This window comes from Yeosuana aromativorans (genome assembly GCF_014646655.1).
Taxonomy (GTDB): Bacteria; Bacteroidota; Bacteroidia; order Flavobacteriales; family Flavobacteriaceae; genus Yeosuana; species Yeosuana aromativorans.
Window position 1 is genome coordinate 613075 of sequence record NZ_BMNR01000002.1, and the last position, 11820, is coordinate 624894.

General features: G+C 35.4%; 12 protein-coding genes. 10 read left to right on the top strand and 2 right to left on the bottom strand.

What is annotated here, in order from left to right; translation table 11 throughout:
• The first annotated feature begins 45 nt into the window (after positions 1-45).
• The 7 genes from folE to IEW94_RS06120 all read left to right on the top strand — a co-directional run bounded on the left by folE (position 46) and on the right by IEW94_RS06120 (position 5563).
• Positions 46-723, top strand: coding sequence for a GTP cyclohydrolase I FolE (folE, locus tag IEW94_RS06090; RefSeq protein ID WP_188650993.1), 678 nt, complete (start codon positions 46-48; stop codon positions 721-723).
• Positions 724-746: 23 nt separating this feature from the next.
• Positions 747-2228 carry a cysteine--tRNA ligase gene (cysS, locus tag IEW94_RS06095; RefSeq protein ID WP_188650995.1) on the top strand — a complete coding sequence of 494 codons (1482 nt, stop codon included), beginning with the start codon at positions 747-749 and terminating at the stop codon, positions 2226-2228.
• Between the two features lie 95 nt (positions 2229-2323).
• Positions 2324-2545, top strand: coding sequence for a membrane protein insertion efficiency factor YidD (gene yidD, locus IEW94_RS06100; RefSeq protein WP_188650997.1), 222 nt, complete (start codon positions 2324-2326; stop codon positions 2543-2545).
• Positions 2546-2700: 155 nt separating this feature from the next.
• Entirely contained in the window at positions 2701-3669 is a 969-nt protein-coding gene (locus IEW94_RS06105; protein ID WP_188650999.1) for an MBL fold metallo-hydrolase, read from the top strand.
• A 267-nt stretch (positions 3670-3936) separates the two neighbouring features.
• Complete coding sequence (locus tag IEW94_RS06110; RefSeq protein ID WP_188651001.1) at positions 3937-4431, top strand: RNA polymerase sigma factor; 495 nt, start codon at positions 3937-3939, stop codon at positions 4429-4431.
• Positions 4415-5056 carry a hypothetical protein gene (locus IEW94_RS06115; RefSeq protein WP_188651003.1) on the top strand — a complete coding sequence of 214 codons (642 nt, stop codon included), beginning with the start codon at positions 4415-4417 and terminating at the stop codon, positions 5054-5056. The genes IEW94_RS06110 and IEW94_RS06115 overlap by 17 nt, the downstream gene beginning before the upstream one ends.
• Before the next feature lie 54 nt (positions 5057-5110).
• Positions 5111-5563, top strand: coding sequence for an OmpA family protein (locus tag IEW94_RS06120; RefSeq protein ID WP_188651005.1), 453 nt, complete (start codon positions 5111-5113; stop codon positions 5561-5563).
• A gap of 59 nt (positions 5564-5622) precedes the next feature.
• Here the strand turns inward: IEW94_RS06120 and IEW94_RS06125 are convergent, their stop codons facing one another.
• Positions 5623-7083: an aminoacyl-histidine dipeptidase gene (locus tag IEW94_RS06125; protein ID WP_188651006.1), complete on the bottom strand. Its 1461-nt coding sequence runs from the start codon at positions 7081-7083 to the stop codon at positions 5623-5625.
• 71 nt (positions 7084-7154) lie between these two features.
• On the opposite strand from IEW94_RS06125, the gene IEW94_RS06130 reads away from it, so the two are divergent.
• The 3 genes from IEW94_RS06130 to IEW94_RS06140 all read left to right on the top strand — a co-directional run bounded on the left by IEW94_RS06130 (position 7155) and on the right by IEW94_RS06140 (position 10399).
• Positions 7155-8222 (top strand): DUF3810 domain-containing protein, encoded by a 1068-nt coding sequence (locus tag IEW94_RS06130; protein ID WP_188651008.1) that lies wholly within the window; start codon positions 7155-7157, stop codon positions 8220-8222.
• 36 nt (positions 8223-8258) lie between these two features.
• The gene (locus IEW94_RS06135; protein ID WP_188651010.1) at positions 8259-9056 is read left to right on the top strand and encodes a TrmH family RNA methyltransferase; all 798 of its coding nucleotides are present in this window, start codon (positions 8259-8261) and stop codon (positions 9054-9056) included.
• Positions 9057-9166: 110 nt separating this feature from the next.
• On the top strand, positions 9167-10399 hold the full coding sequence (locus IEW94_RS06140; RefSeq protein WP_188651012.1) for a M48 family metallopeptidase: 1233 nt from the start codon (positions 9167-9169) through the stop codon (positions 10397-10399).
• A 316-nt stretch (positions 10400-10715) separates the two neighbouring features.
• Here IEW94_RS06140 and IEW94_RS06145 read toward each other — a convergent pair whose 3' ends face one another.
• Positions 10716-11267 carry a hypothetical protein gene (locus IEW94_RS06145; protein ID WP_188651014.1) on the bottom strand — a complete coding sequence of 184 codons (552 nt, stop codon included), beginning with the start codon at positions 11265-11267 and terminating at the stop codon, positions 10716-10718.
• Between the last annotated feature and the right edge of the window lie 553 nt (positions 11268-11820).

Genomic DNA, 11820 nt, shown 5'->3' on the forward strand with positions numbered 1-11820 from the left:
TGAATTACTTATCTTTGCAGACTTAAATCGTTATTTATTCGGCTGATGAAATTTGATAATAACATAGAAGAATTTGAATCATTAGGTGATGACCACATTGGAACATCATCAAACACACCTATGAGGTCTGATGCTTTTAAGCTCTCAAATGAAGAAAAAATAGACATCATTAAAGATGATGTTCGACATATTATGGAGACCTTGGGTCTTGATTTAAGTGATGACAGTCTAAACGGAACGCCCAATAGAGTTGCCAAAATGTTTGTCAAAGAACTCTTTGGTGGTTTAGACCCTAATAAAAAACCAAGCGCTTCAACCTTTGAAAACAAATACAAGTATGGCGAAATGCTGGTTGAAAAAAACATTACCGTGTATTCAACTTGTGAGCACCATTTATTGCCTATTGTTGGTAAGGCTCACATTGCGTATATTTCAAATGGCACTGTTGTTGGTCTTTCAAAAATGAACAGAATTGTGGATTATTTTGCTAAACGTCCTCAAGTTCAAGAACGCTTAACCATTCAAATAGTTGAAGAACTTCAAAATGTTTTAGGAACCAAAGATGTGGCTTGTGTTATTGATGCCAAGCATTTATGCGTGAATTCAAGAGGTATACGAGATATTGAAAGCAGTACGGTAACCTCAGAATTTGGTGGTAAGTTTAAAGATAAAGCGACACGAAGGGAATTTCTGGACTACATCAAATTAGAAACGAAGTTTTAAGTTAAAAACATACTGACCACAAGATGCAACTTTACAAGCAGCAGCAAATTAAAATTTACAATTCGCTTTCCGGACAAAAAGAAACCTTTAAACCTATTAACGAAGGTCATGTAGGCATGTACGTTTGTGGCCCCACCGTTTATAGCAATGTGCATTTAGGCAATGTAAGAACCTTTATGTCTTTTGATGTAATTTTTAGATATTTAAAGCATTTAGGATTTAAAGTTCGCTATGTAAGGAACATTACAGATGCCGGCCATTTAGAAAATGATGCTGATGTTGGTGAAGACCGAATTGCTAAAAAAGCGCGTCTGGAAGAAATTGAACCTATGGAGGTTGTACAACGCTACACTGTTGATTTTCATAACATTTTAAATACGTTCAATTTTTTACCACCCAGCATTGAGCCAACGGCTACAGGGCATATCATTGAACAGATTGAATTGATTAAAACCATCATTGACAATGGTTTTGGATATGAAATCAATGGTTCTGTGTATTTTGACGTTCACAAGTTTAATGAAACCCACGATTATGGCAAATTAAGCAAGCGAAAACTTGAGGATTTAATCCATAATACACGAGAATTGGATGGTCAATCTGATAAAAAGAATCCACAAGATTTTGCACTTTGGAAAAAAGCAGAACCTCAACACATCATGCGTTGGCCATCCCCTTGGAGTGATGGGTTCCCCGGTTGGCACTTGGAATGTACCGCTATGAGCACCAAATATTTAGGCGAACATTTTGATATCCACGGGGGCGGAATGGATTTGAAATTCCCACATCACGAATGTGAAATTGCCCAAAATGAAGCCGCTAAAGGCCAAACACCGGTCAACTATTGGATGCACGCCAATATGTTGATTATGAATAGCAAAAAAATGGCCAAATCTACAGGAAATTATATATTGCCAGGAGAGATTTTTACTGGAAACAACCCGAATATAACCAAGGCCTTTTCGCCTAGTGTGGCCCGCTTTTTTATGCTGCAAGCCCATTACAGAAGTATTCTGGACTTTACCAATGAAGGTTTACTGGCCAGTGAAAAAGGGTTTTACAGATTAATGGATGCCGTTAATGTATTGGATAGTTTAAAAGCATCCAAAACTTCTTCCATTGACATTAATAAATGGAAACAAAGTTGTTATGATGCCATGAATGACGACTTCAATACCCCTGTATTGATTGCTAATTTATTTGAAGGCGTTAAGTATATCAATCAAATAAAAGAAGGAAACATTTCAGTGACTGCCGAAGATTTGTCTATTCTTAAGGAAACCATACACGCTTTTGTTTTTGATATTTTAGGTTTGGAAAACAACTCTAAAAGTCAATCTGGAACTGATAAATTGACAGGGACTATTGAAGTGCTCATCAAATTGAGGCAAGAAGCCAGGGCGAACAAGGATTTTGCTCTATCGGATAAAATCCGCGATGAACTGGCTGCTGTTGGCATTGAGCTTAAAGATGGTAAAGACGGCACCACGTTTTCTGTTAATTAATATATTTATTGTCATTCTGAATTAATTTCAGAATCTCATCATATTAAATAAGTTATGAGAATCTGAAACAAGTTCAGGTTGACGAAAAATTCAAAATGAAAAAAATACTCATTGTACCGTTTTTGTTTTTAATAAAAGTGTATCAAGTACTGATATCACCTTTAACGCCCGCAACCTGCAGATACCAACCCACCTGCTCCCATTACGCTAAAGAAGCCTTACAAAAGCACGGTTTACTAAAAGGCGGAAAACTGGCCATAAAACGTATTTTAAGTTGTCATCCTTGGGGTGGTAGTGGTTATGATCCGGTGCCTTAAAAGAATCACAATTAAAAATTTATTGATTATTATATTAAAAATCCATTAAGTTATACCCACAAACTATTTGTCGATTTACGTTTAACCACGAACAATTATCTTTAGCAACCTTAAAAACCATATCTTTATCTACACAGATCATTAAAATGATTTAAATGGATAAAACCAATACCAAATTTTCAGAAAAAGAGCATATTAGCAAAAAAAGGATTGAAACCATATTGTTTATCTTTTTATTATCACTTCTTTTTCTGAAAGGTAACTTACAAGGCCAAAACACCAATCCCAACACTTTAAAAACAAGGGTCGTTCTATTGGGAACCGGTACACCAGGCCCCAATCCGAATTGCTCGGGTCCAGCAACGGCTGTGGTCTACGGAAAAAGATTTTTTTTATTCGATGCAGGATCTGGAGTAGAACGCATGATAAACGCAGCTAAACTACCTATTAACGGACCAGAAGCTACATTTATTACCCATTTGCACAGCGATCATACCTTGGGTTATCCCGATTTGATCCTTACCTCTTGGCTTATGAGAAGAAAAAAAGCTCTAAATGTATATGGGCCCCATGGATTACAACGAATGACCAACCTCCTGCTGGATGCCTATTATGAAGATATTGATATAAGGACCAACCATCTTGAAAAAGAACAAGCTGAGTACCTAAAAGTAAATGTAAAAGAGATTGACTCAGGAATTGTCTATGACAGTGCCGGAGTTAAAATAACCGCCATTCCTGTATTGCATGGTGATTGGAAAGAAGCCTACGGATTCCGAATTGATACTCCAGACCGTTCAATCGTGATTTCGGGTGATACCCGTCCCTGTGATGCCTTGGTTAAAGCTTCTGAAGGCGTGGATATTTTAGTACATGAAGTCTATTTTGGAAAAGGACTCAAACCCGAAAAGCGACCAGGCGGAGAGTATTGGCCCGAATACTGTAAATCATACCATACCTCTGATATAGAACTAGGGACAATAGCCAATAAGGCAAAACCAAAATTGTTGGTATTAACACACATCATTCGTAATGACGCCACAGACAGTGACTTGATAAGTGGAATACGAGAGGGCGGCTATAAAGGAAAGGTTATTGTTGGAAAGGATTTAGACCAGTTTTAATCTGTAGAAAAGCACTCTTAGTAAAACCTGTTTTTAATAGGTTACCAAATTAGTCCTAGCCCAACTTAACCGTTTATTAAACGACACACCATGTTCTTTATAAGCTTTGATGGTTTTTACTTTGATTTGAGTAGGAGGCTCCTACATTTTTTTAAGCAACAGTCATTTCGAAATGAGGAACGATTGAGAAATTACATCTTTATCAAAAAAAAATGTTTTTAGGGTGTAATATTTTTTAACTTCTGCCACTAACCTTAAAAACAATGTTTGAGTAACGATTTTTACACATCATCCATTTTACCCTATTCCGGAATAATTATAAAAATTTGTAGGGCTTATACTGATTCGCAAGAAGATTTTGAGGATTATTATCAAGAAGTCTGTTTACAAATTTGGAGAAGTAGGGATAGCTTTCGTGGTGACTGTAAATGGTCAACATGGATTTACAGACTATCGTTAAACATTTGCCTAACGTTAATTAGAAAAAAGAAAAAAAAGAATCAATTCTATAACGTTGAAGCTGTAGGTGAAACACTAGAAACTGAAGACATTACAAGGTTTTCTGATGAAGATTTGAGCTTTTTATATGAGGCCATCAAACAACTATCTGAAATTGACAGGGCCGTTATATTACTCTATTTGGAAGAAAAACCAAACAAGGAAATTGCAGAAATAATAGGAACAACACCTAACAACATTGGGGTTAGAATAAACAGAATTAAAGACCGATTAAAAAAATTATTAGATGGAAAAATCAATTGAATCAATTTGGAAACATGGTTTTTTAGACAAAAATGCCATGGTAGCACCAAAACTGAACAACCTTTACAACAAAAAATCCATTCATATTATAGACAAGTTCAAAAGAATGTTTAAGATAAACTTCAATGTGCTTGTAGTATTTTCGTTTGTCATATTAATTAGTTCTTTTTTGGTAAAATTACCGGTTATGGGCGTGCTCATGTTCATATTGTTCAATGTATTGGTTGTCGTCAATAAAAAACTCTTAAAAAGACTAGAAAAAATTGACAAAAATGTAAGTAGTTACCAATATTTAAAATCTTTTAATGCCTGGATGCAAGAGCAAATTGCCATTAACAAGAAGATGTCTCAATACATTTATCCTTACATTTTTATTGCCATGGTTTCTGGGTTTTGGTTTTCAAGCCCAATTCGGGAAACGCTACAAAGACAATTTGGAAATTACCAGCCCTACATGGTTTATGGTATGCCTGTTTATTGGTTACTTGGCATGTTAGCTGTTATAATAATTTTATACTTTTTTGGTGGACGAATTTATAAATGGGATTTGAATTTGGTTTACGGACGCGTACTAAAAAAGCTGGATGAGTTGATTAAAGATATGGAAGATTTAAGATCTGAATGAATTAAGGTGTAATAATATTGGCTTTTTGACACTAATTAAACAAACATTAAAATTATGAGTATTACAGACGCAATAGATTTTTTTAAAAAACTATCAAAAGAGACAAACAACAAACGGGAGTTACGGATTTACAAAGACTTCATAACCATGCTTTCTAATTTAAATAACAGAAACTTGTCAGAAGAGCAATTATTACAGATTGAAAAGGAGATTGAAACGTTAAATTTAAAATCAAATCCTGAAAACAAAAAACGCTTTTTTAGCAAAAAACTGACGGTTTTCAAGCAGTTTTTAAAAACTGAATTTTCACTAGTACCAAAGGGATACTACACAAATATGGGTATTGGCTTAGGAACCTCTTTTGGGATTCTTTTTGGAGTGATGGTTTTATCAAGCTTAGAACGGTCTTTGGGTATTTCACTTGGTATAGTTGCAGGCATGCTAATCGGCATAATTATTGGCCATTATATGGATTCCCAAGCAAAAGAAGCAGGAAAGGTGATATGATTTACATATCTATTTTTGAAAAATAAAAAAGGAGTAGCAAATTAACTACTCCTTTTGGTTTATTTATTTGGAATCTGCTTTAAAATCTCCAATACAAACTTCCAGAACTTTTGAACAGATGAAATCTGGGCACGCTCATCAGGTGAATGGGCGCCCTTAATGTTTGGTCCAAAACTTATCATATCCATATCTGGATAATGAGTGCCCAAAATGCCACATTCCAATCCGGCATGACAAGCTGCTACATGAGGTTTGGTTCCATTCATTTCTTCATACAGATTCGACATCACTTTTAATATCGGCGAGTCCATATTGGGTGTCCATCCCGGATAATCACCAGAAAATTCAACTTCGCAACCCGTTAATTCAAAAGTTGCTCGCAACGCATTGGCTAAATCCATTTTAGAACTTTCCACAGACGAGCGCGTTAAACAGCCCACATGAATGTTACCATCCTTAACTAAAACCTTAGCTATGTTATTGGACGTTTCAACCAAATTCGGGATGTCCGCACTCATTCTATACACCCCGTTTTGGGCTGCGTACAAAGCTCGTGTAAATCCTTCTTGAACACCTAAATCCATAATCATTTTTGGCGTATCAACTTTAGAAAATACAATCTCTAAATCAGGCTCCATGGTTTTTAACTCGGTCTTTATGGTATCAGCTTGTTCCTTCATTTCCAATAAGAAAGCTGCTTCATGAATGGCATCAATAGCAACAATGGCTTTGCTTTCCCTTGGAATGGCATTACGCAGGCTTCCGCCATCAATTTCTGAGATACGCAGTCCAAAATTCTCAAAACCATCAAACAACAATCGATTCATGATTTTATTGGCATTGCCCAATCCTTCATGGATTTGCATCCCCGAATGTCCGCCTTGCAATCCTTTTACTATTATTTCAAATCCTGTTTTAAACTCAGGCGTTTCTTCTTCTTTATAGGTTCTTGTTGCCGTAACATCGATACCGCCGGCACAGCCAACCCCTATTTCATCATCCTCTTCGGTATCTAAATTCAACAAAATACCGCCAGAAAGCAACCCTCCTTTAAGTCCCATGGCGCCTGTCATACCCGTTTCCTCATCAATGGTAAACAAAGCCTCAATGGCTGGATGTGCAATGTCTGTACTTTCTAAAATAGCCATAATAGTGGCTACTCCCAATCCATTATCAGCACCAAGTGTGGTACCTTTTGCTTTTACCCAATCGCCATCCACATACATATCAATGCCTTGGGTGTCAAAATCAAAAACGGTATCATTGTTTTTTTGATGTACCATATCCAAATGCGACTGCATTACCACGGTAGTTTTTGATTCCATTCCCTTGGTGGCCGGTTTCTTTATGATCACGTTCCCTACTTCATCAACCAAAGTCTCAAGGCCAAGCTGCTCCCCAAAATCCCTCATAAACGCAATAACACGTTCTTCTTTTTTTGAGCCTCTGGGGACTGCATTTAAATCGGCAAATTTATTCCAAAGAGCTTTGGGCTCTAGTTGTCTTATTTGTGAACTCATGGTGTGATTTTTAAGTGCAACAAAGGTAACATATCTAATCAGGAATATTAAACATTTCCTTATTTTTGAGCATGCTAAAACACAAAAAGTCCTTAATAGCCTTTTCAATTGTCCCACAATACCTTTTGGTGAAATGGCTTTCGCATAATCCGCAATTTATAGAAACCTATTACAGCAATGGCCTGTACCCGTATATCTCAAAACTATTTCGGTTTATGTTGGGCTGGATACCGTTTTCGTTTGGTGATTTTGTCTATGCTTTTGCAATTATTTATATTGTGAGATGGCTTTTTAAAAACAGAAAGCGTTTACGAAAAGACACCAAACAGTGGTTTATTGATGTGTTTGCAGCTTTATCTATTGTTTACCTTGCATTTCATTTGTTTTGGGGACTAAATTATTACAGACCTCCACTTTACAAAAACTTGGGTTTAAAACCTGAATACACCACAGAACAGCTTGTTAAAGTAACCAAAAAACTTATAGAAAAATCAAATAAACTGCATGCCAGCATCATTAAAAATGATACGATTCCTATTGATATTCCTTACAGCAAACATGATATATTAAAGATGGTTCCCAATGGTTATTCCAATTTAAAAAAAGAATTTCCACATCTTGAATACTACCCAAAAAGCATTAAAAAATCGCTGTTTAGTTTGCCCTTAACCTACATGGGGTTTAGCGGGTATTTAAATCCGTTGACCAATGAATCCCAAGTTGATGCACTCATCCCCGTGTATATTTTTCCAACAACTGCTTCGCACGAAGTTGCCCATCAATTGGGCTATGCCGCAGAAAATGAAGCTAATTTTATTGGGTGCTTGGCGGCCATCAATCATGATGATATCTATTTTAAATACTCTGGATATACGTTTGCATTGCGATTTTGTTTGAACGAAATTTACAGACGTGACGAAACCTTATTCGATTCACTTTCTGAAACCGTAAATAAAGGCATTTTGGAAAATTACAAAGAAACCCGTGAGTTTTGGGAAGGTTATGAAAACCCTTTTGAACCGATATTCAAAGAAACATATAGTTCTTACCTAAAAGCCAACAAACAAGATAAAGGCATGGAAAGTTATAGTTATGTAGTGGCCTTATTGGTAAATTATTTTGAAAACAAATCGTTATAATCAATTGAATGGAATTACATTACTTTTGTCTTTGAAATGAATAAACAAATCCTCAGTACACAAAACCCATTGATCAAACAACTGGTCCAATTAAAAGACAAGTCTCGCGAACGCAAAAAAACAGGCTTGTTTTTAATTGAAGGTGAACGCGAAATCCGTTTAGCATTAAAAGGCGATTATGAGTTGGACACTATTTTGTTTTATCCTGAATTATTTTCTCAAGAACAACTTAACAACTTAACAGCTAAACAACTAAACGTCATTGAGATTTCAAAAGAGGTTTATGAGAAATTGGCGCATAGAGAAACCACAGAAGGTGTCTTGGCTGTTGCCAAATGCAAAGAACATACTCTAAGCGATTTAAATATTACCTCTAAAAACCCTTTGATTTTAGTAGCCGAAGCACCTGAAAAACCTGGTAACATCGGCGCCCTGTTACGAACGGCCGATGCAGCCAATGTAGATGCCGTTATGATTGCAAACCCAAAAACAGACTTGTACAATCCAAATATTATCCGCTCTAGTGTGGGCTGTGTGTTTACCAATAATATTGCCATGGGCTCGACAACTGAAATTATTGAATTTCTAAAATCAAAACACATACATGTTTACTGTGCCGCCTTACAAGCGTCTGTTAATTATAACACCCAAGATTTCACCAAACCATCCGCTATTATTGTAGGTACTGAAGCTACTGGTTTAAGTGATGAGTGGCTTAAAAGCTCAACCCAAAACATCATTATTCCCATGCAGGGAGACATCGATTCCATGAATGTGTCTGTTGCAGCAGGAATTCTTATTTTTGAAGCCAAAAGACAACGCCATTTTAAATAACACGTCATTACGAGGACAGTATGACCGAAGTAATCTCATAAATTGAAATTATAACAAAACAGATTGCCACGACTTTTAAAAAAGTCTCACAATGATGAAAAATATCAAATATGACTGCAAATACGCTTTTTTACATCATCATCGGAATAATAATTGTAAACTTTATCGTTGACAAATTTTTGGATGCTTTAAATGCCAAACATTTTAATGATGATTTACCCAAAGAAATTGAAGATGTTTACGACAAGGACGAATACAAAAAATCTCAAGATTACAAAGCCACCAAATATAAATTCGGAATCATAACCTCAACATTTTCATTGGTTTTGACATTGGCCTTTTTATTGTTGGACGGATTTGAATACGTTGATAGTATTGCCAGAAGTGTTAGTGATAAGCCTATCATCATTGCATTGATTTTCTTTGGTATTATTATGATAGGCAGTGATATTGTTACCACACCATTCTCGTATTACAGCACCTTTGTAATTGAAGAACAATTTGGTTTTAATAAAACAACCAAAAAAACTTTTTTTCTGGATAAACTAAAAGGCTGGCTGATGATGATTGTCTTGGGAGGCGGCATATTAGCACTTATTATATGGTTTTACCAAATAAGTGGTGATCAATTTTGGTTATATGCATGGGCTTTGGTTACGGTCTTTACGGTGTTTATGAATATGTTTTATTCACGATTGATTGTGCCATTGTTCAATAAACAGACACCTTTAGAAGAAGGCAGTTTAAGAGATAAGATTTCAAACTATGCTAAAACGGTTGGTTTTACATTGGATAAAATATTTGTGATTGATGGCTCTAAGCGCAGCACCAAAGCCAATGCCTATTTTTCTGGTTTTGGCAGTGAAAAACGTGTGACCCTTTATGACACCTTGATGTCGGATTTGGAAGACGATGAAATTGTTGCCGTGTTGGCCCACGAAGTAGGTCATTACAAGAAAAAACATATCATCTTTAATTTAATCAGTTCTATTTTGCTCACTGGTTTGACGCTATATGTGCTATCCTTGTTTATTTCAAATCCTGTGTTATCAAACGCTTTGGGTGTTGACACACCTAGTTTCCATATAGGATTAATTGCGTTTGGATTGTTGTATGCGCCCATTTCAGAAATAACGGGTTTGATCATGAATCTGTTTTCAAGAGCTTTTGAATACCAAGCCGATGATTATGCCAAAAACACCTATAAAGCGGAACCGCTTATTACCTCACTTAAAAAACTGTCCAAAAACAGTTTGAGCAATTTAACGCCGCATCCGGCGTATGTATTTATGCATTATTCACATCCTACCTTGTTGCAACGGATTAAGAATTTAAAAAAATAGTTGTTTTCTAAAAAAAATGACAGAAGCCTAATAAACTTTTTAAAATAAAAAAGGGCTAGTATTTTAAGCCGACCCGTTTTTATCATAGTCAATTATAACTTAAAAAACTATCAAAAAATAGTTTGAGTAATTTAACGCCGCACCCTGCGTATGTGTTTATGCATTATTCGCATCCTACGTTGTTGGAACGGATTAATAATTTAAGATTAACAATAAATCAATAAAAAATCAAAATCGGTAACTATTACAACTCTTTTTTTGAAGACATATAATAATTACCGATTAAGGAATTCTGAATTTTACTCTTGATGGTTTATTAATAGGTTATTTCACCATAAGCAGTGTGTGATTCATGAAAAGTGTCTAGATTGTATATCATATTTTCAAAGATAAACCAGCCTGTGGCACCTTCAAATCTACCAGTACCACCAACAATGGTAGATCCACCTTCAATTGTTGCGATATTAGAGCCATCTGTTGGAAAAGTTATTTCAATGCTTCCATCAGACCATAATTCATCTCCATTTGCCGCAATAGTAACTTCGTGCCCGCTACTGATTAAAGTTCCAGCTTCAGTCCAATGACAGTCTGATCCATCGGTATAACCAGTAACCTTACCCATATGGGTAACATTACCATAGAATAAAGATTCACCACAGGGGTTATCAGTATTTGGGTCTGGATCACTTTCCAAATTTGTGTTTATTGGCCTAGTAACTCTTTTGGCATTTGCATTTTTATTAGTTGCTGACTTTGATAACAGGTTTGCGGCATCAGAGCCATCAAGAACGGGGGCGGTAGATTCTGTAGTACATGACAATGCAAATAGAATCACAAATAAAAGCGTAAACTTAAAAACTGTTTTCATAATTGGTTGGTTTTAATTGGTTATATAATTGATTAAAAATTACACATTTTGAAGTTGCTTATAATCACAACTACATTAATACACAATAACTTAAACCAAGTCAAATAGGTAGAAAAAAGGGCACACAATATGTATTAATTAAATAAAAATCCAATCAAATTATAAATGCACTGTTAATTAGGGAGTTACTACTGAATATAGTGAAAAATTAAATGCAAACATTCAAATATATATTTTAGTCGTTTATAAACCAATAACCAAGGTCAAAAGACTAAATTTTAAAAAATCAAGTGGTTTTAACAAACCACTAATTAACTATTACACTTAAGTTAACCTAATATCCAATATCCAAATACACATGGCACAAGCCGAAAAATGACTTTCCAAAGAACATAAATACCTAAAACTAAAGATTTGTTAAACAGTAGTTAATCACAAATAAAAAACTATCTTTGCCGCTTGAAATCCGAAGACGGGTTTTTAAATTCCTCAGAGTGAGGATGTGTTACAAGAAGGTTAAGTTAAGTATGTCGATTTGCTTCTTATGTAACAC

Coding starts and splice junctions, on each gene's coding strand:
- IEW94_RS06140 (WP_188651012.1), top strand. CDS start 9,167: ATGACTGCAAATACGCTTTTTTACATCATCATCGGAATAATAATTGTA.
- IEW94_RS06125 (WP_188651006.1), bottom strand. CDS start 7,083: ATGAGTTCACAAATAAGACAACTAGAGCCCAAAGCTCTTTGGAATAAA.
- IEW94_RS06105 (WP_188650999.1), top strand. CDS start 2,701: ATGGATAAAACCAATACCAAATTTTCAGAAAAAGAGCATATTAGCAAA.
- folE (WP_188650993.1), top strand. CDS start 46: ATGAAATTTGATAATAACATAGAAGAATTTGAATCATTAGGTGATGAC.
- IEW94_RS06130 (WP_188651008.1), top strand. CDS start 7,155: ATGCTAAAACACAAAAAGTCCTTAATAGCCTTTTCAATTGTCCCACAA.
- yidD (WP_188650997.1), top strand. CDS start 2,324: ATGAAAAAAATACTCATTGTACCGTTTTTGTTTTTAATAAAAGTGTAT.
- IEW94_RS06120 (WP_188651005.1), top strand. CDS start 5,111: ATGAGTATTACAGACGCAATAGATTTTTTTAAAAAACTATCAAAAGAG.
- IEW94_RS06135 (WP_188651010.1), top strand. CDS start 8,259: ATGAATAAACAAATCCTCAGTACACAAAACCCATTGATCAAACAACTG.
- IEW94_RS06115 (WP_188651003.1), top strand. CDS start 4,415: ATGGAAAAATCAATTGAATCAATTTGGAAACATGGTTTTTTAGACAAA.
- cysS (WP_188650995.1), top strand. CDS start 747: ATGCAACTTTACAAGCAGCAGCAAATTAAAATTTACAATTCGCTTTCC.
- IEW94_RS06145 (WP_188651014.1), bottom strand. CDS start 11,267: ATGAAAACAGTTTTTAAGTTTACGCTTTTATTTGTGATTCTATTTGCA.